The 24,785-nt window shown below is 57.5% G+C and carries 17 protein-coding genes; 5 read left to right on the top strand and 12 right to left on the bottom strand.

Features of this window, described 5'->3' with window-relative positions:
- Position 1 precedes the first annotated feature (1 nt).
- Positions 2 to 3,208 carry a SusC/RagA family TonB-linked outer membrane protein gene (locus JAO77_RS17570; protein WP_198991708.1) on the bottom strand — a complete coding sequence of 1,069 codons (3,207 nt, stop codon included), beginning with the start codon at positions 3,206 to 3,208 and terminating at the stop codon, positions 2 to 4.
- A gap of 919 nt (positions 3,209 to 4,127) precedes the next feature.
- Here JAO77_RS17570 and JAO77_RS17575 point away from each other — a divergent pair.
- Together JAO77_RS17575 and JAO77_RS17580 are read left to right on the top strand one after the other, a co-directional pair.
- Entirely contained in the window at positions 4,128 to 7,373 is a 3,246-nt protein-coding gene (locus JAO77_RS17575) for a SusC/RagA family TonB-linked outer membrane protein (RefSeq protein ID WP_198991709.1), read from the top strand.
- Positions 7,374 to 7,379: 6 nt separating this feature from the next.
- Positions 7,380 to 8,873 carry a SusD/RagB family nutrient-binding outer membrane lipoprotein gene (locus JAO77_RS17580; RefSeq protein ID WP_198991710.1) on the top strand — a complete coding sequence of 498 codons (1,494 nt, stop codon included), beginning with the start codon at positions 7,380 to 7,382 and terminating at the stop codon, positions 8,871 to 8,873.
- Between the two features lie 78 nt (positions 8,874 to 8,951).
- On the opposite strand, the gene prfB is transcribed toward JAO77_RS17580, so the two are convergent.
- The 8 genes from prfB to JAO77_RS17620 form a co-directional block, all read right to left on the bottom strand.
- Positions 8,952 to 10,029 (bottom strand): peptide chain release factor 2 gene (gene prfB, locus JAO77_RS17585; protein ID WP_198991711.1). Its coding sequence is split into 2 segments (ribosomal slippage): positions 8,952 to 9,968 and positions 9,970 to 10,029, totalling 1,077 coding nucleotides; the frame shifts between segments, so codons are not numbered across the junction.
- Between the two features lie 111 nt (positions 10,030 to 10,140).
- Entirely contained in the window at positions 10,141 to 11,205 is a 1,065-nt protein-coding gene (locus JAO77_RS17590; RefSeq protein WP_198991712.1) for a branched-chain amino acid aminotransferase, read from the bottom strand.
- A gap of 131 nt (positions 11,206 to 11,336) precedes the next feature.
- Positions 11,337 to 11,888 carry a cob(I)yrinic acid a,c-diamide adenosyltransferase gene (locus JAO77_RS17595; RefSeq protein ID WP_198991713.1) on the bottom strand — a complete coding sequence of 184 codons (552 nt, stop codon included), beginning with the start codon at positions 11,886 to 11,888 and terminating at the stop codon, positions 11,337 to 11,339.
- Positions 11,889 to 12,019: 131 nt separating this feature from the next.
- Complete coding sequence (locus JAO77_RS17600) at positions 12,020 to 12,760, bottom strand: ABC transporter ATP-binding protein (protein WP_198991714.1); 741 nt, start codon at positions 12,758 to 12,760, stop codon at positions 12,020 to 12,022.
- Between the two features lie 12 nt (positions 12,761 to 12,772).
- Positions 12,773 to 15,538, bottom strand: a complete 2,766-nt coding sequence (locus JAO77_RS17605; protein ID WP_198991715.1) for a tetratricopeptide repeat protein — start codon at positions 15,536 to 15,538, stop codon at positions 12,773 to 12,775.
- Between the two features lie 12 nt (positions 15,539 to 15,550).
- Complete coding sequence (gene gatC / locus JAO77_RS17610; RefSeq protein WP_198991716.1) at positions 15,551 to 15,832, bottom strand: Asp-tRNA(Asn)/Glu-tRNA(Gln) amidotransferase subunit GatC; 282 nt, start codon at positions 15,830 to 15,832, stop codon at positions 15,551 to 15,553.
- A gap of 108 nt (positions 15,833 to 15,940) precedes the next feature.
- A complete protein-coding gene (locus tag JAO77_RS17615; protein WP_198991717.1) occupies positions 15,941 to 16,717 on the bottom strand; it encodes a lysophospholipid acyltransferase family protein in 777 nt (258 codons plus the stop codon).
- 85 nt (positions 16,718 to 16,802) lie between these two features.
- Complete coding sequence (locus JAO77_RS17620) at positions 16,803 to 17,381, bottom strand: NUDIX domain-containing protein (protein ID WP_198991718.1); 579 nt, start codon at positions 17,379 to 17,381, stop codon at positions 16,803 to 16,805.
- A 129-nt stretch (positions 17,382 to 17,510) separates the two neighbouring features.
- Here JAO77_RS17620 and JAO77_RS17625 point away from each other — a divergent pair, with 129 nt between their 5' ends.
- The 3 genes from JAO77_RS17625 to JAO77_RS17635 all read left to right on the top strand — a co-directional run bounded on the left by JAO77_RS17625 (position 17,511) and on the right by JAO77_RS17635 (position 19,279).
- On the top strand, positions 17,511 to 17,762 hold the full coding sequence (locus JAO77_RS17625; RefSeq protein ID WP_198991719.1) for a hypothetical protein: 252 nt from the start codon (positions 17,511 to 17,513) through the stop codon (positions 17,760 to 17,762).
- Positions 17,763 to 17,865: 103 nt separating this feature from the next.
- Positions 17,866 to 18,453 carry a DUF4252 domain-containing protein gene (locus tag JAO77_RS17630; protein WP_198991720.1) on the top strand — a complete coding sequence of 196 codons (588 nt, stop codon included), beginning with the start codon at positions 17,866 to 17,868 and terminating at the stop codon, positions 18,451 to 18,453.
- 199 nt (positions 18,454 to 18,652) lie between these two features.
- Complete coding sequence (locus JAO77_RS17635; protein ID WP_198991721.1) at positions 18,653 to 19,279, top strand: hypothetical protein; 627 nt, start codon at positions 18,653 to 18,655, stop codon at positions 19,277 to 19,279.
- A gap of 167 nt (positions 19,280 to 19,446) precedes the next feature.
- Here JAO77_RS17635 and amaB read toward each other — a convergent pair whose 3' ends face one another.
- From amaB to JAO77_RS17650, 3 genes are all read right to left on the bottom strand, one after another.
- Positions 19,447 to 21,048 carry an L-piperidine-6-carboxylate dehydrogenase gene (amaB, locus tag JAO77_RS17640; RefSeq protein WP_198991722.1) on the bottom strand — a complete coding sequence of 534 codons (1,602 nt, stop codon included), beginning with the start codon at positions 21,046 to 21,048 and terminating at the stop codon, positions 19,447 to 19,449.
- A 289-nt stretch (positions 21,049 to 21,337) separates the two neighbouring features.
- Entirely contained in the window at positions 21,338 to 21,760 is a 423-nt protein-coding gene (locus tag JAO77_RS17645; protein ID WP_198991723.1) for a hypothetical protein, read from the bottom strand.
- 66 nt (positions 21,761 to 21,826) lie between these two features.
- Complete coding sequence (locus JAO77_RS17650; RefSeq protein ID WP_198991724.1) at positions 21,827 to 24,529, bottom strand: RCC1 domain-containing protein; 2,703 nt, start codon at positions 24,527 to 24,529, stop codon at positions 21,827 to 21,829.
- Positions 24,530 to 24,785: the final 256 nt, after the last annotated feature.

The raw sequence follows: 24,785 nt of genomic DNA on the forward strand, positions 1-24,785 counted from the left end.
ATTAGAAGCCCAAAGTGATGCCGCCCGTGATAGTGCGCGCTTGCGGGAAGGTGAAGAAGTCGGTACCCAGCGCGGTGTTGTTGCCGCTAAACGAGCTCACCTCCGGGTCGAGGCCCGAGTACTTCGTGAAGGTCACCAGGTTTTGTGCTTGTGCATAAACGCGCAGTGAGCGGATGTGCGCCCGCGTGATAAAACCAGACGTAAATGTGTAGCCCAGCGTCACCGTCTTGAAACGGCCATACGAACCATCTTCCAAGAACCGGTCGGAGTTACGCGCATTCGTATTGGGGTCGCCGTACACTGCACGCGGGATGTTAGTGTTGGTGTTAGTGGGTGTCCAACGATTTAGCACCGCAGCATCCTGACCGTAGTCCGTGCTCATACCTTGGGTATTGCTAGCTGCCGAATTGTAGATTTTGTTGCCCACGTTGTACTGGAATAGTACGCTCAAGTCAAAATTCATATAGCGCAGCGTATTGGTGATGCCCCCGAAGAACTTGGGCTGGGCATTGCCAATAATCTCTTGGTCGTCAGCAGTGATGCGGCCGTCGTTATTCAAGTCACGAAACTTGATGTCGCCGGGGCGAGTCAGGGCAGCCTGGTATATACCAGTAGACGAAGTCCGGTTCAGCGCATTAATTTCTTCCTGTGTTTGGAAGATGCCATCGACGCGATAGCCGTAGAAAGCACCTAGGGGCTGGTCTACGATGAGGCGGCTGGCAAAGCCCGATGGAGTACCAGTAACGCTGGGGTCAGATAGCTTGGTAACCTTATTGCGGTTAAAGCTGATATTGAAGTTGGTCTCCCAGTTAAAGCCTGTGCCTTCGTTGCGCAGGTTTATGGTAGTTAGCGCTACTTCCAGACCTTTATTCTCCAAATTACCTACGTTGGCGCTGTAGCCAGTGAAGCCCGTGTCGGAGGTCAGGCGTTGTGTTAGCAGCAGGTCGTCGGTTTTACGCTTGTACAAATCAACCGACACGTAGAGTCGGTTTTCAAGGAAACCTAAGTCAAAGCCAACGTTAGTTTGGCGCGTACGCTCCCATTTTAGGTTGGGGTTAGCTAGCTGGGTCAGAGACAAGCCGCCTTGGGTCAAATAGTTAGCGCCAGGGCTAATCAGGCCTCGCGAGCCAAAGTTGCCCGTGGGCTGGTTACCCGTTTCGCCATAGCTGCCACGCAGCTTCAATTCGCTCAGTACGGTTTGGTCTTTCAGGAACGACTCGTCAATCACGCGCCAGCCCAACGAGCCCGATGGGAAGTAGCCTACTTGGTTATCGGCGCCAAAGCGTGATGACTGGTCACGCCGCACCGAGGCGCTAGCCAAGTAGCGACCCTTATAGGCATAGTCAACTTTTGCTAGCAGGCCAAACAGCGCGTTGCCGGTCGAGGTAGAAGTGGCGCTCACCTTGGTAGCACCAGCCGACAATTCCCGTATAGCATTGCTGGGAAAGCTGGTGGCTTGCGAATAAGAATCGCTGTAAGAATCACGCTGGTATTCAGCTACAAACAGCGCGTTCAGCGAGTGGTCATCACCAAAGGTCTTGGAGTAGTTCAGCGAGCTGATGTGGTTGTAGTTCAGGTCTTGTAGGGTGGCTAGAGTAGCTTCACCGCGCACCGCTGCACCAGGGTTGGTAAGCGTAGAATAGAACCGGTCGTCGCGGCCGTAGGTAAAGTCTAGGCCGAACGAAGCGCGATACCGGAGGTTTTTGATAAACTCAAACTCAATGAACTGCGAGCCAATCAAGCGGTTGTTAACGCTACGGATAAACGGCTCGTTAGCAGCCGCCACAGGGTTTTCCAGCGACCCAATTTTAAAATAAGTGCCGTTGGTATTGTAAATGGGCAGGTCTGCCGAGTACAGGCGAGCGGTAGTCAGCACCCCGTAGATGCTGTTATCGTTATTGATACGGTTGTTGGTGCTGCGGGTCAGGCCAACAGAGGTACCCATCCGTACCTTATCTGATAGCTTGCTATCAACGGACAAACGCATGCTGCCACGGCTGAAGCCCGAGCCCACGATAGTACCTTGCTGATCGAAGTAGTTCAACGCCAACCGGTACCGGGTAGCATCATTGCCGCCCGAGAATGTTAGGCCGTAGTTGCTGATGGGTGCCGTGCGCAGTACTTCATTGCTCCAGTTAGTGCTGGTAGCCGTACTAGGGTTCTGAAACTGGCTGAGCGGGCGGTACGTGGCGGGCGAGGCATCAACGTAAGATACCAGCCCCCCGGTGCCACTGGTGTTTCTTACCCCGTATAGATAAGCGGCAAGTTCAGCGTTAGTGCGGAAAGCAAAGGGATTGCCAGCTGGCCCCTGGTTAGTAACATAGTTACCGGCCGCGTTAGCCGGAAAGCGGTTGGCTGCGGCTTCCAAAAACAGCTGCGTCTGTTGTTCGCCGTTGAGCACTTCCGGGCGCTTCCAAACTGATTGAGCACCAGTATAGTAGTCTACATCAACGCGAGCCTTGCCCGATTTACCACGCTTGGTGGTAATAAGCACTACCCCGTTCGACGCCCGCGAACCGTAGATAGCCGCCGCCGCCGCATCTTTCAATACCTCAATCGACTCAATGTCGTTCGGGTTCAAGTCATTCAAGCCATTGGTAAGCTGGTTACCAGAACCTAGCTGTGTGGTATTGCCCGTAACTACGGGCAGGCCGTCTACTACATACAATGGTTCGTTGCTACCATTGATAGAGGCGGCGCCACGTACACGCACCGAAATACCCGAACCAGGAGTACCCGAGTTTTGGGTTACCTGCACCCCGGCAGCCCGGCCTTGCAAGGCCTGGTCTACCCCAATCACAGGCTGGTCTTTATACTGAGCCGAGCTGACACTCGCGATAGCACCCGTTACCTCGCGGCGCTCTAGCTGCTGGCCGTAGCCTGTTACTATTACCTCGCTTAGCTCCTTATTATCAGCAGTTAATACTAAGTCAATATTAGTGCGGCTGCCGATAGCTACTTCTTGCGTAGCCATACCCAGCGAACTGATAACTAGCGTACCGCCAGTTTCGGGCACGTTCAGGGTAAAACGGCCATCAACACTAGTTGATACGCCAGTTGTTGTACCCTTCAATAGCACAGTCGCGCCTGGTAGGCCTTCCCCTGTTTTTTGGTCAGTTACCCGCCCTGTCACCGTCCGTGACTGGGCAAATGCCGTGTGGCATGAGGCAACTATGAGCACAGTGCTCATTAGTAAGTTTTTGTTCATTGAAAAATGTAAGAAGGTAAAAGAGAAGATTTAGCTATTCCTTAATAACAAGTTAAAAGTTGGGCATGCAAGATAACTTAAATACCGTTGCCAAACAACATCTTTTTTTCATATCAGGAAGACAATTAATTATAATATTAACTGCAATAAATATACATTTTTGCTATACCCTATTAATTCAGTTAAGAATCACTAAGTTAAACATTAAAGCTTAATGACACCCTATCTATCAACTCACTCCACATTCGCACCATTTCTAATAAGCTGCTTAGTACAGCACTACAGCTATCATGTATCAATATATTAATTATTATTAATATATTGATACATTTGTTTTAATTAATAAATCACTGTTATATTATACTCAGTTCCTCTTCTAATCTATATCACCATGATAGTGCCACTATTATTCTAGCGCTCGCAAGGCTTATTCTACATTTTTATATAGGCCCTAGGGTGGCACAAGAATGTATGGATACTCTTATGCAGCTCACATAGCCCTCTCCCTGTGCCACAAGCTTAGCATTTTTTATGCCTGCCAACGACACTACGAATTGATACTATTCTGATATCCAAGGCTTCAACAGGACTATCTAAGCCCATCTTTTTTTCTGTAACAATTGCCTGTTAATGTTTTACTAAAGCCTTCTTACCTGAGTGTACTACCCTACTGCTGGTAATATTCAAATAATGCAGCGCCCTCTACCTATGCTATAGCTTGCTACGCTATATCTGGTTTTATACTAGCAGATTAAGTTACTAATCGCATCAATTGCCTGCGGCTTTCGCATCACATAGCGCATACACCATACAAAGGCGAAGACGACCTCTTTTAATTAACTTTTTGTGAATATCTTGCCAGCTCAATCCGGTTGATTGGGAAGTTGCTTTTACTCCCCCCATTCTTTTTTCTTTTCACATGAGACAATTTACCCCTTTAGTTATCTTACTCTCAGCGGGCCTCTCCCAAGTGGCTATGGCCCAGAGCCGGAGCATCTCCGGTCGGGTCATCGACCAAAAGAGTGGCGAGGGGCTGCCTGGTGTAACGGTACTAGTGAAAGGCACAACGCTCGGCACTGGCACCGGTAACGACGGCAGCTTTACACTCAACGTACCCGCTTCGGCTACCACGCTTACTTTCAGCTTCGTAGGCTATACCACCGTTGAGCAGCCTATTGGCAGTGGCTCAACTGTCAACGTTTCTTTAACAGCCGATACCAAGCAGCTAAATGAAGTAGTAGTTACGGCACAAAACGTAGAGCGGACCCGCAACTCGCTAGCTTATGCTGCCACTGTAGTAGAGGGCCAGCAAATAACAGCCGCCCGTAACCCTAATGCCATCAATGGCCTGTCGGGCAAAGTAGCTGGTGTGCAGATTCGTCAAAGCAATACCCTAGGCGGCTCGACTAACATTCTGATTCGGGGTACGAAGTCTATCGGTGGCAATAACCAGCCGCTGTTTGTGGTAGACGGTGTTCCGATTAGTAACGCGAACACAAACTCTAGTGGTCAGCAAACGGGCGGTGGCGGCTACGACTACGGTAACGCAGCAGCCGACATCAACCCCGATGATATTGCTACGATGACCATCCTGAAGGGCGCGTCTGCTACAGCGCTCTATGGTGAGCGTGCGGGTAATGGCGTTATTCTAATCACTACTAAGAAAGGCCGTCAGGGCCTAGGGGTTACTATCAATGCAGGTATCACCGCGGGCCGCATTGATAAGAGTACCTTCATCAAGTACCAAAAGGAGTACGGCGCAGGTTACGCTCCGTTCTTCTCGCAGGAGGATGTTGATGGCGACGGTACCCCAGACCTGTACAATGATTTGGCCGCCGACGCCTCTATCGGCCCGCGCTTCGACCCAAACCTGCAGGTATACCAGTGGAATGCGTTCCAGCCCGGTAGCGACCACTTCGGCCAGAAGACTCCTTGGGTAGCTGCGGCAAATGACCCCAGCACCTTCTTCAAAACTGGCCTGACGCTGAATAATAGCATCACCATTGATGGGGCCAATGAAAAAGGCACTTTCAAGCTGGGCTATAACAGTGTTATTGACAAAGGCATACTACCCAATAGCCAGGTTAATAAAAACGTAATCAACTTTGCGGGCTCGTTGAACCTGACGCCGCGCTTAGTTGCTAGCGCCAGCGTCAACTTCTCGGTAGTAAACGGCAAAGGCCGCTACGGCACTGGCTACAGCGGCAGCTTTAGCGAAAACCAAATGACCAACTTCCGTCAATGGTGGCAGACCAACGTTGACATGAAGGAGTTGGAGAAAGCTTACGAATATCAGGGCCTGAATGCCAGCTGGAACCTCACGGGCCCAGGCTCGTCGACGGCGCAGTACTGGAACAACCCGTATTGGTCGCGCCACAAGAGCTACGAAACTGATGCCCGCTACCGGACTTTCGGCAACGTAGCCCTGACCTATAAGGTCAACGACTGGTTCAACGTGCTAGGCCGCGTGACTCTGGATACGAACGATGACCTGCAGGAAGAGCGCCTGGCCTACGGAGCAGTGGGTGTCTCCGGCTACAACCGCTTCAACCGTACCTACCGCGAGGCCAACTTTGACCTGATTGGCAACTTCAAAGCGCGCATTGCAGAAAATTTTAGCTTCACCGGCTTGCTCGGTGCCAACCTGCGTCGCCAGTCAACCAAGTCTATCTACGCTGCAACCAACGGCGGCCTGGTTATTCCTGACTTCTACGCGCTGTCGAACAGTGTTTCGCCCATTAATGCACCTACTGAAGGCGACGTGCGCCAAGCAGTTGACGGGGTATTTGCCAACGCTAACTTTGGCTACCGCGATATGGTGTATTTGGAGCTGACGGCCAGAAGAGACCAATCATCTACCCTACCCAAGGCTAACAATGCTTACTTCTACCCTTCGGTAGCCTTAAACTTTGTTTTCTCGGAGTTGACAAAGGAAACCGCTCCTTGGCTGTCGTACGGTAAAATCCGGGGCAACTATGCCGAGGTGGGTAGCAGCGCAAACCCCTACAACATCACGGACATCTACGACAAGCCTGTTGCTTTTGGCTCAGTTCCCTTGTTCTCGGTACCTAGCACTAAGAACAACCCTGACTTGAAGCCTGAGCGTATCAAGAGCGCTGAGATTGGTTTAGAGACAGCGTTTTTGAATAGCCGCCTTGGCTTCGAAGCTAACTTCTACCAATCGAACACCATCAACCAGATTCTAGCCATCACTACCTCGGCTACTACTGGCTATACTGGCCGCTTCGTTAACGCTGGTACGGTGCGCAACCGCGGCGTTGAACTTTCGGGCTACGCATCACCGTTCCGCAGTGACAACTTCACCTGGACGATTAATGCTAACTGGACGAAAAACCAGAACCGCGTAGTAGAGCTCATCGGCGGTGTTGACAACATCGTACTCGCCACTTACCAAGGTGGTATCTCGACTAACGCCACAGTAGGCCGGCCTATTAACAGCATCCGCGGCCAGAACTTCCAGTACCGCGATGGCCAGCGCATTGTTGGCACCGATGGCTACTACCTCAAGACGCCTGACTCGAACCAAGAGATTGCTAACCCTAACCCCAACTGGACGGCTGGTATCTCGAACACGCTTACTTACAAAGGCGTTTCGCTGTACTTCTTAGTTGACGTCCGCCAAGGCGGCTCTATCTACTCGCTCGACCGTGCTTATGGCCTAGGTACCGGCCTGCAGCCAGAAACTGCTGGTCTCAACGACCTAGGCAACCCTTCGCGCAACACTATCGCCAACGGCGGTGGGGTTATCTTCCCCGGTGTGCAGGCAGACGGAACTCGGAACACTGTGCGTGCTGAGAACAGCGGCCTCGCACTCCAGCCAGATGGTACGTATGAGAACACCAATGCCAGTGCTTACGGTATCGATTTCAACCCGAATGCTGCATTCGTATACGACGCCAGCTACGTGAAGCTGCGCGAAGTATCGCTGACCTACTCGCTGCCTAAAACTGTGGTAGCTAAAATGGGTGGGGTACGCGGCATCGACTTCTCCATCGTAGGTCGTAACCTGTGGCTCATCCACAAAAACCTGCCCGACGCTGACCCTGAAGATGCCGCTAGCTCGGGCAACTTTGGCCAAGGCTATTCTACTGGTGCCTATCCTGCCGTCCGCACGCTCGGTGCTAACATCCGCCTCAGCTTCTAATCTATTATGAAAAAATTACTTGTTCTTGGTGCATCTGCTCTAGCGTTCACGACTTCCTGCGTGAGTAATTTGAGCGATGACTATAACACCAACCCTAAAAGCTCTACCAGCGCTATTGCATCTGGCTTGATTTCTAATGCGGAGCGCACGCTTGTCCGGACGGTTAATAGCTCCAGCGTTAACCTAAACCCCCTGCGCTTCTACGTACAATACTGGGCTGCTACTGATTACCCCAACGAGTCGCAGTACGACCTAATTACCCGTTCTATACCCAATGCAGTTTGGAACGCGCTGTATCGGGATTGCCTACGCGACTTGCGCGAAGCCAAGAATACTATTCCAAACGACATTACCATTCCGGATGCTAGTAAAGCCAATGCCCTAGCAGTTGAGGAAGTATTGGAAGTCTACACTTGGGCAACCTTGGTGGAAACCTTTGGTAATATTCCATACTCGCAAGCGCTTGACTTCAATAATAGCCAGCCCAAGTATGACAGCCAGGCAACCATCTACGCTGACCTAGCCACCCGGCTGGATGCGGCTATTGGTAAGTTCGACGCATCGCAGCCGTTGGGTTTCGGCGCAAACGAGCTGCTTTTCCCGGGTACCACCGCTGCCGCTACTACGGGCCAATGGATTAAGTTTGCAAACGCGCTGAAGCTGCGCATGGCACTGGTTACCGCCGACGTCGACGCTGCCAAATCTAAGACGATGGCTGAGGCTACGGTGGGTAAGCTTCCGACTTCTAACTCGGACGCTGTTGACCTTACCTTCAACGGGGCGCCTCCTAACACCAATCCGCTGTTCGAAGACCTAGTGAGAAGTGGCCGTACTGACTTCGTTGGTGCTAACATTTTCATCAACTCTCTGAAAGGCACTGCTGGCCCATCAACTGGCGTGACGGACCCGCGTTTGGATGACTATTTCAATGCGGCTACGTCGACCAACGTACCAGCTGGCACTTACGCCGGGGGTGTGGTAGGCACTGGTAACAGCAAGACTAATTTCTCACAGCCGGGCTCTAAGCTCCGGGCAGCGACACTGCCGGGGGTGCTCATCTCATATGCAGAGGTAGAGCTATTGCAGGCCGAGGCCATTGAGCGGGGCTTCAATATGGGCGGCACCGCCGAGTCGCACTACAATGCGGGTGTTACTGCTTCCATTCTAGAATGGGGCGGCACTGCTGCTGATGCCAGTACTTACCTCGCGTCCAATAAGGTGGCTTACACAACGGCTCCTGGTGACTACAAGCAGAAAATTGGCTATCAGCTCTGGGTGGCGCTCTACAATCAGCCTACCGAGTCTTGGACGCAGTGGCGCCGCCTGGATTACCCCCAGCTGCCGCTTGCTTCCAACGCCATCTACCCGGTTATTCCGCGTCGTTACCTGTACCCGACTGTTGAGCAAAACCTCAACAATGCTAACTACGCTGAAGCTTCGGCAGCCCTTGGTAGCACTGGCGACAACGTTGCGACTAAGCTCTTCTGGGATAAGTTTTAATCCCATTTAGCACTAGTAAAAAAGGCTGCCCTATTGGGCAGCCTTTTTTATTGATATAGTAGGTAAGAGTGCGAGTTCCTAGCTCTGCATCAGAAAGCCTTTGATATACTCGTCTAGGTCGCCATCAAGCACGTTTTGCACGTCGGTGCGCTCTATGCCCGTACGGAGGTCTTTGATGAGCTTGTAAGGGTGCAAGACGTAATTGCGAATCTGCGAGCCGAAGTCGATACGCTTTTTACCGGCTTCTACTTTGTCGCGCTCAGCGTTGCGCTTGTCCATTTCTAGTTGGTAGAGGCGCGACTTGAGCATACGCAGGGCGTGCTCCTTGTTCATGAGCTGCGAGCGCTCTATCTGCACCGCGATGATGATGCCGCTGGGGGCGTGCGTGAGGCGCACGGCCGTTTCGACCTTGTTCACGTTCTGGCCACCCGCGCCACCGGCCCGGAAGGTATCCCAACTGATGTCGGCAGGATTGATTTCGATGTTAATGGTATCATCGACTACGGGGTAGGCAAACACGGACGCAAACGACGTATGCCGGCGCCCACTGCTATCGAAGGGCGAGATGCGCACTAGGCGGTGCACGCCGATTTCGCTTTTGAGATAGCCGTAGGCAAACGGGCCATCTATCTCGAGCGAGGCCGACTTAATGCCGGCGCCCTCGCCAGGCTGGTAGCTGACCTGCTTCACGGTGAAGCCCTTGCTTTCGCCCCACATGATGTACATGCGCATCAGCATCTCGGCCCAGTCCTGGCTTTCGGTACCGCCGGCGCCGGGGTTGATGTCGATAATGGCCGATAGCTGGTCTTCCTCGTCAGAAAGCATACGCTTGAACTCCAGCGCTTCTACTTTCTGCTGGGTGGCATCGTACTCGGCCTGAATTTCGGCTTCCGTGGCTTCGCCTTCCTTATAAAAGTCGAAGAGCACGTCGGTATCGGCTACGGCCTGTTGCACAGCTTCGTAGTCGTCGGTCCAGGTTTTGATGCTTTTGATTTCTTTCAGCTTGGCTTCGGCCGCCTTGGAATCGTCCCAAAAATCGGGCGCCAGGGTTTCGGCTTCGGCGCTAACTACCTGTTCTTTACGGGCATCGTAGTCAAAGATACCTCCTCAGAGCCTCGGCGCGGCCCTTCAAGTCCTTTATCTGGTCTTGGGTCATGTGGTAGATAAAAAGTAACCTAGGGTGCATAGTACACCTTATGTGGCAACAAAGGTCGGTATAAAAAAAGCCGCCCGTATACCGGGCGGCTTTTCTATGGCGAAGGAGGCGCTACACGGCCACCATCCAGCCGTGCGGGTCGGCCGTGTGGCCTGTGCGGATGGCTTCGAGCTCGGCCCCTACCCGGCGGGCAAACGAGGTATCGGCCAAGGCCGGCAGGTCGTAGTCGTGGCCTTCGTGGCCGATGGTAGCAATGGCCGCGATGGTAGCAGCCGTGCCCACGCCAAAGGCCTCGGTGAGGCGGCCTTCCTGAATGGCCGCCACTACTTCGCGGCTCGATACGCGGCGCTCCTCTACGGGCATGCCCCAGTCGCGGGCCAACTGCAGCACCGAGCGGCGGGTAATACCATCGAGGATGGACGTAGAAAGTTCGGGCGTAATGAGGATGCCGTCGATAACAAACATAACGTTCATGGCGCCAGACTCCTCCACATACTGGTGCTCCGAGGCATCGGTCCACAGCAGCTGGTGGTAGCCTTCTTGCTGAGCCAGCTTGCTGGGCAGCATGGCTGCGCCGTAGTTGCCCGCATTCTTGGCATAGCCGGCGCCACCGGGGGCAGCGCGCACGTATTTCTGCTCGAAGCGCACGCGCACCGGTTTGTTGAAGAATGCCGCTACCGGGCAGGTGATGATGCCGAAGTGATACGTTTCGGACGGCCGCACCCCTAGGAAGCCATCGGTGGCGAACATGAAGGGGCGGATGTAGAGCGAGCTACCCGCCGCGCTGGGTACCCAGCCCGCATCAAGCTTCACCAACTCGCGCAGGCCTTGCAGGTAAATATCTTCAGGGATGGTGGGCATGGCCATGCGCTCGGCCGAGGCATTGAGGCGGCGCCAGTTGTCGAGGGGTCGGAACAGACCTACGCTGCCATCGGCCTGCCGGTAGGCTTTGGCGCCTTCAAAAATGGCTTGCCCGTAATGCAGGGCCGAGTTGGCGGGGCTGACGGCCAGGGGGCCATAGGGCAAGATGCGGGGCTGCTGCCATTCGCCTTGGCGATACTCAACGGCCAGCATGTGGTCGGCAAAAGACTTGCCGAATTCAAGATTAGCCAGGTCGAGCTCGGCGAGGCGAGACGTAGCAGCGGGCTGCACGTCAATGGTCAAAGTGTCAAGCATAGGAGTAGCAGGGATTAGTCAGAAGGCGGCCGCACGCGAACGCCAGAGTGGGTGGGATAGGTAAGAGTAGGGACAGGCAAGCCAGCTAAAAGTTGCAGTAACGCGCTTGCCGCCGCGCTGCAAGCGGCAAGTTACAGCCGAGGCTTCCAGGTAACCTCCTCTACACCTAGGTCGTGGGCCATGGCCCGGCTCAGCACGAAGAGGTAATCGGACAGCCGATTGAGATACATAATAACCAGGTCTTCTACGGGCGAGCTTGCGCGCAGCTCCACGGCCAGGCGCTCGGCACGGCGGCACACGCAGCGCGCCACGTGTCCAAACGACACAGCCGGGTGCCCGCCGGGCAGCACAAATTCGCGCAGCGGGGCCAGGGTTTCATTTAGCTGGTCCATCTCCGCTTCGAGCAGGGCTACGTCGGCGGCGTGCAGGTCGGGCAGGCGCTTGTGCACCTCGTGGTCGGGGTCAGTGGCCAGGTGCGAGCCGATGGTGAATAGCCGGTCCTGGATTTCCTTTAGCAAGCCGCGACGCGGGGCGTTCACTTCCTGGTCGCGCAGCAGCCCTAGGTAGGCATTTAGCTCATCGACCGTGCCGTAGCAGTCGATGCGCAGGCTCGACTTGGGCACGCGTGCCCCACCAATGAGTGAGGTCAGCCCCTGGTCGCCGGTTTTGGTGTATATCTTCATCGCAGATTATAACGGATTTATCGGATTTCGCAGATACGCCTACCTGCGGCAGGCTGCCTATGACTGGCGATGGCGATTACTAAGCCGTAGTGTGGGGTACGCTTTAGTTGAGGTAGCGGCTAAAAGATGCCCTAGGCGCTCAAGGAGTTGATGGCGGGCTGCGTCACGTTGTGGTTTACGTCGTCGGTTTCGATGAGGCCGTCGCGGAGGCGCACAATGCGGTGGGCGTAGTGGGCAATGTCTTCTTCGTGCGTTACCATGATGATGGTGTTGCCCTTGGCATAGAGCGCCTCAAACAAGCCCATAATTTCGTAGCTGGTCTTGGAGTCGAGGGCACCAGTGGGCTCGTCGGCCAGCAGCACACTGGGGGTATTGACGAGCGCGCGCGCAATGGCCACGCGCTGGCGCTGGCCCCCGCTGAGCTCATTGGGGCGGTGGCCGGCGCGGTCGGCCAGGCCCACTGCGCGCAGAGACTCTAAGGCTAGCTCGTTGCGCTCGCGCTTATTGAGGCCCGCGTAGATGAGCGGCAGAGCCACATTTTCGAGGGCTGAGGAGCGCGGCAATAGGTTAAACGTCTGGAAGACGAAGCCGATTTCTTTGTTGCGCACCTCCGCCAGTTGGTTGTCGCTCATGCGGCTTACATCCTGGCCGTTGAGGATGTATTGGCCGCTGCTTGGGGTATCGAGGCAGCCCACAATGTTCATGAGCGTGCTTTTGCCTGAGCCCGATGGCCCCATAAAAGCCACGTATTCGCCGCGCTTGATGTCGATGCTCACCGAGCGCAAGGCGTGAATGTGCTCGGTGCCCATCACGTATTCCTTGGCGATGTTGGTGGTTTGAATAACGAGCGGCGAAGTGTTGGCAGCGAGCATGGGCAGAAAAAGTTAGCGGCTAGAAGTGGGCACGGGCGCAGCGTCGGCCGCAAAAGCGGCCATCGCCGCCGCGTGGGCCGCCCGGCGCGCCGCAAATTGCGTCAGCAAGTTAGCGTAAGTAGCCGCGTCTAGGTGCGTTCGCAGCTGAGCGAGCGCGGGCTCAGCCAGCTCGGCCAGGCCCGCATCGGCTGCTGCCAGCACAAAAGCTTGCTGCAGCGGCACCGAGCTGGGGTTCTCCACCAAGCCTAGGCGCAGAGCCTCATAGGCGTCGCTAGGCTGCTTGCGGGCCGTGTAGAAGCGGGCCGCTGCCAGCACTGCTTTTTCATTGAAGGGCGCTGTACTCAGCAATTGCTGGTAAAGCTTGGCAGCTTTAGCAGGGTCTTGCTCGGCCTGCTGTGCCTGCTTTAATAACTGGCTGCCACTAGCTGGCGCTTGGTTACCCAGCTCTATTTTACTGGTGCTGGCCAGCGCTGCCAATAGCTGCCGCCCGGCGGGGCGCTGGGCTGTGTCGGCGCTTGTAGCCAAGCGCTGCGCTGCCACGCGCGCCGAATCGGCCGGCCCACCTAGGGCCAGCGCCCACCCGCGGGCGGCCGGGGCTAGGGGCAGCCCGTGCTCGGCGGCAAGGTCAAACTGCGCAGCGGCCGTAGCATATTGCTGCTGTTGCAATTGCCAGATTCCCAATAGGTACTGATAGTAAGCCGCCGAGGCGCTCGTGCCCGCCGCCAGCGGGGCGAGCGTTTGGCGGGCGGCTAGCTCTCGGCCTGCTTTGTGCAGCAGCAGCGCTTGCAGAAAAACTAACTGCTCGTAGTACGTACCGTTTTCGGGCTGAGCGGCGAGCTGCTGCAAATGGGGTAGCCAACTCGCTGCCGCACCGCTACGCTGCACTACCCAGAGCACGTCGTGGTAGAGCGCCGCAAACGACGCCTCGCTCAGGAGCAACGGCCCCTTGGCAGTGGCGGGCAAAGCACTAGAGGCTTTCGTGAGCAGGGCCAGCAGCGTTTGATTGCTTCGCAGGGCAGGCTCCTTGGCGGTTGGCTTCATTTGCGCGCTGAGCTTGGTGGCGGCGGGCAATAGGCCTTGCTGCGTCAGGAAAGCCAGTTGGTTAGTCTGGCTAGCGTAGGACTTGGGCGCGAGCTTCTCGGCTTTGTCTAAGTAAAAAGCGACCGAATCGGTGAGGGCCGATTGGGTGAAGAGCTGTGCTAGGTCAGACGTCAGGGCCACGCTGGCAGGAAAGTCCCGGCGGCCTTTGCGCAGGATGTCCAGGCCCTCAAAAAAATCGCTAGGTCCGGCGTAGAGCGCGGCCAGGCGCAAGGTCAGCTTTTCGTCGGGGCGCACCAGCAGGGCGCGGCGCAGGGCATTAAGCTCGTTTTGGCGCTGGTCGTGGAAGCGGTACAGCGCGGCGCGGCCCAGCTGTGCCGTGCGGTTGAAGCGGTCGAGCACGTCGCCGCTTTCGGCGTAGTAGCGCTCAGCCAGCAGGGCCAAAGCCAGGTCGTCGGGCCGCGACTCACTCTGCTGGCGGGCCAGGTCGCCGAGCAAGTTGTATTGGCCGGCTTCTACCTGGTCGAGCAGGGGCCAACTGGCTCGCATCTGCGTCAGCCCGATGGCCGCCAGCCCCAGGATGTACACCGTGAAGAATGGCAACCGGCGCGGCTCAAATACCACCCGGTACACCCGCAGCCGCTGCCGCAACAGCGACCCAAAATTGATGAGCACGTACAGCAGGAAAGCGGCTCCCAGCCACAGCAGCGCCAGGGTAGTGAACGACCGCGCCGCCGACAAAAGCGGGGTATTGACCGTGGCCAGGGCGTAGCCGAGCGCGCCAGCGGCTCCAGCCGCGAGTAGCCAGTAAAGAGACCGGGCAGCGGCATAAGGTAGCCAGGCACCGTAGCTGGGCAGGCGCTGGGGCAGGCCTAGGCCCCCTGCCAACACAGCTGGCAGCAGCAGCACCAGCGGGTCGAGGCGCAGTCCAAACAGTAGCTTTACTTCGCCGTTGCTCCAGTAGTAGAAAGCTAGAGCCCCTAGGTATAGCGCGCTGGCCAGCACCAGCGGCAGCAGGCCATACCGGCTTTCGGGCCGCTCGGCCTGGGTGTTAAACCAAACCAATGCCCGGATATTTTCTACCCCCACCCACAGCACTAAGGCGGCCACCAGCACTGCGCCGCCGGGCGTGGCGTAGGCGGCCAGCTGCAGTAGCGTTTCTTCGACTGGCAGGCTCGTTTTGGCAAAAATCAGCCAGACCAGACCAGCCACCAGCGCGCCAAACAGCAGTATCCGCCACCGAATACCGACTCGGCCTCCGAAGGCGTGCAGCCCGAAGGCTGTGCCACCTAGGAGGCTCAGGCTCAAGATTAAAAACCCCTGTCGGCTGCCCTGAAAGATTTCCAGCGTATCGACATTCAGCGACATCAGCAGGAAAATAACTGGCAGCGTACCCGCCAGAAAAGCTGGGCGGCGCAGCATGCTCACCACCGCCAGCCAGCCGGCCAGGCCCGTGGCCAGCAGCCCCAGCCACACCCCAGCAGCCACGGACTGGGTAAAGGGCCCGGCAAAATCGTGGGTGAGGGTCGTGAGGTACCCGTTGGCCGGCACCGGCAAGTGCGCCGGGCCCACCGCCACCGAGTCGAGCGCGAGCGGCAAGGGTGCTAGGTGCGGCACCAGCACTAGGGGCAGCGTCGCGGCCTCGCCCGTGAAGTAGTAGTAGATGGCCAGCCCTACGGCCAGCGCCGCCAGCAGCCCCGGCACCAGTGCCGAGCGGCGCACGAAAGAGAAGTCAGCCACCGAGGTACAGCGTTAGTCGAGCACCTTGGGCACGCGGAAGTAGTCGGAGTCTTTGCGCGGCGCGTTGCGCAGGCCTTCCTGGTGGCTCACGGTATTGCGGGCCTCATCATCGCGCAGTACGTTGATTTCGTGCGATAAATGCACTAGCGGCTCCACGCCCGTAGTATCTACTTGCGAAAGCTGGTCTACCCAGTCCAGGATGCCGTTTAGGTCCTTGAGCATCTGCTCTTCGCGGGCGGGGTCAAATTCGAGGCGAGCTAGGTGCGCTAGGCCGCGGAGAGTTTCAGTATTCATATGGGTAGTGCGTGTGATTAGAATAATGGAATGAGGAGTAAGCAACGTAATGGGTTCAGAGGTAACGACGTAAGTAGTACACTCATTGTCCATCAGGCTATTTACTCATTACCCCCGCCAGGTGCTGGGCTCAGGAATACCCCGGCCCTCGGGCATAAAGTCGTCGGCAATTTGGGCCGCTACCTGCGCCTTGAGGGCGGGCACGTCGGCCTGGGTTAGGGTTTTGGTTTCGATGGGTGCGTGAAATACGGCGCGCAGCCGCGCATAGCGCACTCGCAGGCCCTTCACGGAGGGCATAAACTTGTGGTTGAAGGGCATGCTCACGGGCACGATGGGTACGCCCGTGGCAATGGCCAATTGAAAAGCACCATCTAGGAAAGGCCCTAGCTCCTCGCCGGGCTTGTCGCCGATGGTGCCTTCTGCAAACACGGCCAGCGACCGGCCTTCCTGCAACTCTTTCTTAGCTTGGGCAAAGGCGCGGCCCCGGCCCACTGCACTGCCGCGGTTTACCACGATGTAGGTGCTGGCAAACAGCGGCCCCCACAGCGGCACCTTGGCCAGCGAGTCTTTGCCCATCATGTTCAAAAACCCCGGAATGGTGCGAAACAGCACTAGAATGTCAATGTATGAGCCGTGGTTGGATACATAAATGCAGGGCTGCGGCACAGGTGCAGTGCTTTCGCGCACCACATCAAGCGGCACGCCCCACATAAAAATTGAGAACCTGGCCCAGCTGCGGTTAAGGGTGTGCAAATGCCGCCGCCAGGCTGGCCGCCGGCTCAGAAGCCACTGTAGCGGATAGGTGACGAAGAAAGGCGTTACAAACCAGAAGGTCGCCCACGTGGTGTAGAGGCGGTGACCGATATAACGAAGCAGCGCACGCATAGGACAAAGGTAGGAGCTACCGCTAGTTGGGGGCCGCGCCCTACCCTAGGGCACTAATGGGTCGGCAACTCCCATAACGCAATAGCTATCTATTAGCGAGCACTTTTTCAGCTTTCAGTAAGCCGGCCACGCTAATGGCGTCAGTTATTTCGTTGCTCATGGCCAAGGCTACTGCTTGGGCCAAGGGCAGCTTCCACAGGCGCAGGTCTTCAGTTTCTTCGGGCTCCCAGTCGGTTTGGGTCAGGTCTTCGGCCAAGAACACGAAGCCTTCTTCATCGGTCACCGAGTTGGAGGTGTGCAGGCGGGCAATGCACGTCCAGTGGTTGGCCAGCAGGCCGGTTTCTTCGCGCAGCTCGCGCTGGGCCGATTCCGTGATATCGACATCGAGCAGGCCGCCGCCCATTGGAATTTCCCAGCTGTATTCATTCAGGGTATAGCGGTACTGGCCTACCAGCCACGTATTTCCTTCTGCATCGATGGGCACAATGCCAATGGCTTTGTTGCGCATCGACACCACCCCGTAAATACCTCGTCCACCTTTAGGGTTGAGCACTTGGTCTTCGCGCACCCGAATCCAAGGGTTTTCATACTTGGGCTCAGTACTCAGCGTTTGCCAAGGGTTGTGCGTGGGGTCGAAGTCGGCAGGCGGTAAAGTTGGCTCCATCAGGTGAGGCACGGGGGTTGGTAACGCGCCAAAATTACAACACCCGCCGCTGTGCCAACCTCCCGCCGCTCGGCGCGTACTATCTAGCACCCGGTGGCTGTTTATTTCCCGGCCGGCCGGCGCTATCTCATGGCTCAAGACAAAAAGAAAGATACCCCCACTACCTCGGCCGACGATTCGCTGCTCAACCTCAAATTTGCTCAGGCCGAAGCCGACCTAGCCGAGAAAACCGGCGGCCTAGGTCCTACCACCAACGTCTATGTATCGTCGGACGAAGACGATGAGATTACGGCTGCCGAAGGTCCCGTGGACAAGCAAGGCCAGCGCCGCGGTGTAACCGACCCCACCGATGAAGGCTCGACGGCTGGCAGCCATAGCTAAGCAGTTTCTTTGTTTATAGCGGCAGCGGCAGTAAAATGCGGACCTAGGCACACTGTTTGCCCTACCTCCGTTTTTTACTGCCGCTCTTTTGCACCTGCTTCTTATGCGTTTTTCCTCTCCTGCTCATCGCTACCCCGCCGCCCGGCTGGCCTTAGGCCTTCTGCTAATTGGGCTGGCGCTGCTCGGCGCCTGCCGGGCTAGTGGGCCGGCCACGCCGGCGCGCACGGTGGCCGCTTTCTTCAACAAATACGAGAAGCGCCCCGGCTTCCACACCACCGAATGGTCGGCCAGCTTACTGCAGCGCCTAGCGCTGGTAAAGGCCGCCAATCTATTCGGAGGCAATGATTTGACTCAAGCCATTACGGGTATTCGGGCCGCACGGGCGCTTACCTTTGCCCCTACCTCTACGAGGGCCCTAGACCTGTCGCAGCAAGGCCTGCTTAATGAGGCTACTGGCCTGCTGCAAGCCGAACGCTACACGCCGCTTTCGGCCGCCACCTCTTCGGGAGGCAACTACAACTCGGTGGTGCGCATGTCGGGCGATAAGGTGAGTGAGCTAGTCGCTACCGGCACTGTGCCCAACGCCGCCGACTCTTTCGTGCTGGTGCAGGTAGAAGGAAACTTCACCCGTGCTCAAGCAGAAGCCCTGGCTAAGGTGCTGCCACAAGTAGTGCAGCAAACAGGCCAATAGCTGAGACTTCACAAGCCCCTAGGTCAGTAAAAAGGCCCCGCGCATCATATAACGATGCGCGGGGCCTTTTTGCTGACCTAGGGACACCTTAAACTTAGAGCTTCTTTAGAATTAGGTCCATTCCGCTCGCGATTTATTAGTTCTCTTCCTATTTATTTTAGGTATCCAACCTCAATAAGAATAAAGCCACCTACTAACAATGGGCTCTCAACTCGACCTCAGAATGGTGGGTGATAAGTATGACGAGCGGCAGCTATCCCCTTTTCTTGGTCGAGATTTTAAGTTTGAAATAGCGGGTGGCGACATCTGGATGGACCGTCCCCCCTTCCTTACTCCAGAGGAAAGGGTACTTATTGAAGGACCTTATTATGAAGATTTTGATGAGTACCCGCCCGTCACAATTAGTCCACTAGAGCTAGCTCGCGTACTAACAAAAATCAAAGACTACCTATGGACGCATCAAGATTCGCTACAGCAGGAAATTAGCCTCGACTACGAGCGAATGGAGCAAGAGGGATTATCCACTTATATAATCGTTAACCAAAGCCATTGCTGGATAGACAATTACCCTGGGCGTTGTTTCAAAGAGTGGTGGCCGGTTGGGAAAACGGAGCATCAAATACGCATTACCAGCTACCCTCTCGAACCCAATGAGGTAGAGCTATGGATGGACGCTGGGGAGCGGCTAGAAATAGAAGGTAGAACCTACTACCTAAAAAGAACTAGTCCGTACGAAAAATTCGCTTCTGCTCTTGATAAAGCCATTATCTTTTGCACGTACGCTGATAGCATCGGCGAACAGGTATTTTGGCTGCACGACTGTTGAACTCATTAGCATTTGCGCATAGATTTTCAACTGTATTGGGCTGCCGCAAGTAGTGCAGCAAACAGGCCAATAATCACGACCTCGTAAGTCCCTAGGTGAGTATAAAGGCCCTGCGCATCCTATAGCGATGCGCGGGGCCTTTGTACTCACCTAGGGATACCACCTACTTAAATATCAAACTTAATACCCTGCGCCAGTGGCAGCTCGGTGCCGTAGTTGATGGTGTTGGTCTGGCGGCGCATGTACACGCGCCAGGCATCGGAGCCCGACTCGCGGCCGCCGCCGGTTTCTTTCTCGCCACCAAACGCCCCGCCGATTTCGGCGCCGCTGGTGCCAATGTTCACGTTGGCAATGCCACAGTCGGAGCCAGGGTGCGCCAGGAAAGCTTCGGCCTCGCGCAGGTTCAGGGTGAAAATGGCCGACGACAGGCCCTGCCGCACGTCGTTTTGCAGGCGAATGGCTTCTTCGACCCCGCCGCTGTACTTGATAAGGTAGAGGATGGGCGCGAAGGTTTCGGCCTGCACCGTAGAATAGTGGTTTTCGGCCGCTACCAGGGCCGGCAGCACGTAGTGGCCACCGTGCAGTTCGGCGCTGCTCACTACCTGGCCGCCCGCGAGCAGGGTGCCTCCCTCCTGCTGCACCTGCTCGAGCGCCGCGGTGAAGTGACCCACCGCATCGGCATCAATGAGCGGACCCACCAGCGTGCCGGGCTGCAAGGGGTGGCCAATGGGCAGCTTGGCATAAGCCGCTAGCAGGCGCTGGCTTACTTCGTCGTAAATGCTGTCGTGGATGATGAGCCGGCGCGTGGTGGTGCAGCGCTGTCCCGCCGTGCCCACCGCCCCAAACACTATGGCGCGCATGGCCATGTCGAGGTCGGCCTGCGGCGTTAGAATAATGGCGTTGTTGCCACCCAGCTCGAGCAAGGCGCGACCTAGGCGCTGGCCCACGGCTGCGCCCACGGCCCGTCCCATACGAGTGCTGCCAGTGGCCGACACCAGCGGCACGCGCTCGTCGGCGGCCAGGGCGGCGCCTACATCGGGGCCGCCCAGCACCAGGTTAAATACGCCTTCGGGCAAGTCGTTTTCGGCAAGCACCTTGCGCAGAAGGTGCTGCACTGCTACGGCCACCAGCGGCGTTTTTTCCGAAGGTTTCCAGATGCAGACATCGCCACACACGGCAGCCAGCATGGCGTTCCAGCTCCACACGGCCACCGGAAAGTTGAAGGCCGAGATAATGCCCACCACGCCCAGCGGGTGATACTGCTCGTACATGCGGTGGGCTGGGCGCTCCGAGTGCATGGTGAAGCCGTGCAGTTGCCGGCTCAGCCCAACGGCAAAGTCGCAGATGTCTATCATTTCCTGCACCTCACCTAGGCCCTCCTGCAAGATTTTGCCCATCTCGTAGCTCACCAGCTTACCTAGGGCTTCTTTGTGGCGGCGTAGCTCCAGCCCGATTTGACGCACCACGTCGCCGCGCTTGGGTGCGGGCACCAGCCGCCATACCGAAAAAGCCGCTTGGGCGGCCTGCACCACGGTTTCGTAGTCGGCCACGGTCGCTACCGTGATGGCCGCGATGGGCTGCCCATCGGCGGGTGAAACGATGGTTTTGGCCGGCTGGCCCGGGTGGCCCCAGTGGCGGCCCGTGCTATAGGCGGGGCTGTGCGCGGGCACCCCGAGCTGGCGCAGCACGTCTTGCATGCCGTGCGGGTCGGCGTGGGGATGGGCCACGGTTACATCGGGGGTGGTTGCTTCTTCGAGGGCCTGTTTCATACACTGCGGAGATAAACTAGAGGCTTCAAAGGTACTTCGCCGGGCTTAGCGGCACGGTAGGCTACGCCCACCACCGGGCTACCCCCTAGGTGGGCAGCTTAACCTTAGCAGGGCCGGAGCTAACCACGCTGCATTTTGCTAGCCTACTGCATCACTGGGCAAGCGTTCTTAGCCACTAGATGCCACCTAGGTTCATAGCCGAGCGAAAAGCGGTCGGACAAGACCACCTGCATGCGGAGACAACTGCTTAGCTCAATACTGCCCACGTAGACCCAACGGTAAGCCGGCCCTACGGCTGCTGCGCCAACCACGTCATCGCTGCGCGCTCCTGGTCGAAGTAGCAGTACTGTGCGCCTTGCGAGGAACCCTGACGGATATTTTCTTGCAAACCGGGGTCGGCCACGGCTACCTCCTGCCCTACCATGGCAAAGTAGGCGACCACCACCGGCTGCCCTAGCAACTGAGGCAGCTGGGGCCCAAACTCTTGACCAAACCATTGGATTACCGCCGCATCGTCGATGCGGCGGCGACGCACATCGAGCAGCCAGTGGCGGCAGCTATCGTGCACGAGTGCTGCCGCGAGCAGCTCCTGGTAATGCGCTTGTAGCTCGCCCAGTGTCACCGGCCGTAGCCACCGGCCAATGAGAATGTGCTGGTCGGGCAAGTAGGCCAGCGTAAAGCTGCTAGGGTCACGAGTCGTAAGCAATTGCATAAGAATAGGCGTAAGTAACTGGCGGACGGCCACAAACTTACTTGCGCTGCTTCTATTCTGAAAAGACTATTCTACCACTAAGCGAGCCACCTGAGGAGCTTGCTGCGGCACAGTGGCCCGCACCAGGTATACTCCGGCCGGCAAGCCTGCCACCTCAAGGGCCGTGGTAGTGGGGCGCACCACCCGGCCTAGATTATCATAAACGGTAAGGGTAGCCCCAGCAGGCAGGCCCAGTACCTGCACGGGGCCACGGGCCGGATTGGGCGCCAGGGTCAGGCTGGCCGCCGCGCCGGCTACCAGCCGCACCGGCGAGTAGATTGCTGTGCCATCTTGGTCGAGCTGCGCCAGGCGGTAGTAGCACTGGCCCGCGGCCTGTGCATCGCGAAACGTATAGGTGTGCGCGGTGGTGCTACTGCCCGCGCCAGCCACAAAGCCGAGCGCCGCAAACGTGGTGCCGTCGGTCGACTTCTCGACCCGAAACCCTAGGTTGCCGGTTTCAGAGGCCGTAGCCCATGTAAGCACCGCCGCGCCGGAGCCATTGCGCTGGGCATCGAAGCGCACCAGCACCACGGGCAGGGGCAGCGAGATAGACATCTGCCCCTGCAGCGGCACTAGGCGGTCAAAGCGCAGTGCGGTGTCAGTGGTGCCATCGCCGAGCTGGCCCGCTTCGTTGGCACCGGTGCTCGACAAAGCCTGCGCCGATGCCGTACGCGCCAACGAAAAATTGCCACTGCTGCCGCTCCCGAGGGTAGCCCAGTCGGTGCTGCGGGTCGCCTCCTGGCTAAAGGCCGCACTGGCTTGGCTCGATACCGTACCTAGGCCCAGCTCGCCGCTGTCGTTGTCGCCCCAGGCGTACAGGGTACCCGCCGCTGTGAGAGCCAGGCTATGGGCCGCCCCCGTTGCCAGCTGCGTCAGGAGGGGCGCATCGGCCACCAGCGTGGGCACACCAACCGCCTGGCCGCTGCTGAGGCCAAGCTGGCCGTAGGTGTTGTCGCCCCAGGCGTAGAGCGCACCGCTAGCCGTAAGGGCCAGGCTATGTTGGCGGCCAGCGGCTAGCTGGGCTAGCGGCACGCCTAGGCTCACCAGCGCCGGCTGGCTGGCGGAGCTGGCCGTACCAAGCTGGCCATAGGTGTTGTCGCCCCAGACGTAAAGCGCTCCGGTAGCCGTGAGGGCCAGGCTGTGCTGCCCGCCAGCTACCACTTGCGCAAACGTGAAGCCCCCCCCCACCGCGGCCGGGGCGGTGCCCCCGGCAGTGGTGCCTAGCTGGCCGGCACTATTGCTGCCCCAGGCGTAGAGCTGCCCCGCGCCGGTCAGGGCTAGGCTGTGCTGCGCCCCGGCTGCAATGCGCGCAAATGTGAGCCCGCCCCCCACGAGGGTAGGCGTAATAGCTGCGTTGGCAGTGCCTAGCTGGCCGGCGTTGTTGCTGCCCCAAGCATAGAGCTGGCCAGTGGCTTTAAGTGCCAAGCTGAAGTTTTGGCCGGCGGCCACCTGCAGCCAGTCCGTGTCAGTGCCTATCTGCACGGGCTGGCGCTGGCTGGTGCGGGTGCCATCGCCGAGCTGGCCGTCGGCATTGCTGCCCCAAGCCCAGAGAGTACCATCGCCCCGAATAGCCAACCCGAAATTGCTGCCTGCGGCCGTGCTGCGCGTGGGGAGGGCTTGGCCGGTAGTCACGGGCGAATACTTCGTGTCAATGGTGCCGTCGCCGAGTTGGCCGTTATCGTTCAGACCCCAGGCCAGGAGGCGGCCACTGGCTTTCAGCGCCTGCGTGAAGTTCTGACCGGCGGCCACCTGCACAAATCTTCCTCCCCCATTCACGGTAGTGGGCACCAGTCTATCGTTCATATCACCGGTACCGAGCTGACCTTGGGCATTAGAGCCCCAGGCATCGAGCTGGCCCGTAGCCCGCCGCGCCAGGCTGTGAAAGCTACCTGTTGCAATGGTAGTATAGGGCACGTTACTATCCACGACTGTAGGCACCAGTTTCGTTTCTTTTGTGCCATTGCCTACCTGGCCGTTACTATTGCTACCCCAGCCATATATGGTACCGTCGACCCGCAGCGCCAAGCTGTGGAGGCCGCCGGCGGCTATCTGCACATAGGCCGCCGCGCCCGCAACAGCTTTGGGCTCTGAACTACTCGTCGTGGTGCTCGAGCCCAACTGGCCGTACGAATTGCGACCCCAGGCCAGCACCGTGCCATCGGCGCGCAGGCCCAGGCTGTGGAAGAAGCCCGCCGCCAGCTGCGTAAAGACTTGGCCGCCGGTTATAGCAGTAGGTACCAGCCGTGACACTAGTGTACCATCACCTAGCTGGCCGCCGCTGTTGTCGCCCCAGGCGTAAGCCTTGCCATCGGCTTGCAAGCCAAGACTAAAGCGGTAGCCCGCGGCCACTTGCGTATACACAGCGCCCGCCAGGGCGGTTGGCGTTGCTACATCGGTGGTAGTGCCGGTGCCGAGCTGGCCATACGTATTATCGCCCCACGCGTACAGCTGGCCGTTGGCTTTGAGGGCGAGACTATGGCTATTGCCAGCCGCCACCTGTACCCAATCGGTGTCGCTGCCGAGCTGCACCCAACTAAGTTGGCCGGTAGCTGAGGGGGCGCCGGTGCCAAGCTGCCCGTGGTCGTTCTTGCCAGTTGCCCACAGTGTACCATCGGCATGAATACTCAGAGAATGCCCGCCGCCTGCGGCAAACGTGCCACGCACTGCCTGGGCCTGGGCGGCCAGAGCCGTTAGCAGCCCCAACAGCAGCGCTAAAAGTCTCTTACCCATTTGCGTACCTGGTGCCTGCATAGCCTGTATTAAGTAATGAGAAAGCCTACCCGACGGGGGAGCCGAGAAAAGCAAAGGTCGCAAAAAGCTTGTATTATGAAAATACTAGGTTGACTGTTACCTATATCCACCCCAGGCTGCCGACCTTACCAGGGGGCAGGCTAGTAGTACAAAGCCCGGCTCCTCTTTCGCATACTTCATTTAGGCAAACTTTTTTTTGGATTGCTGCCCGCAGTAGCAAGTCAAATAAAAAAAG

Source organism: Hymenobacter sp. BT559, assembly GCF_016427535.1.
GTDB lineage: Bacteria > Bacteroidota > Bacteroidia > Cytophagales > Hymenobacteraceae > Hymenobacter.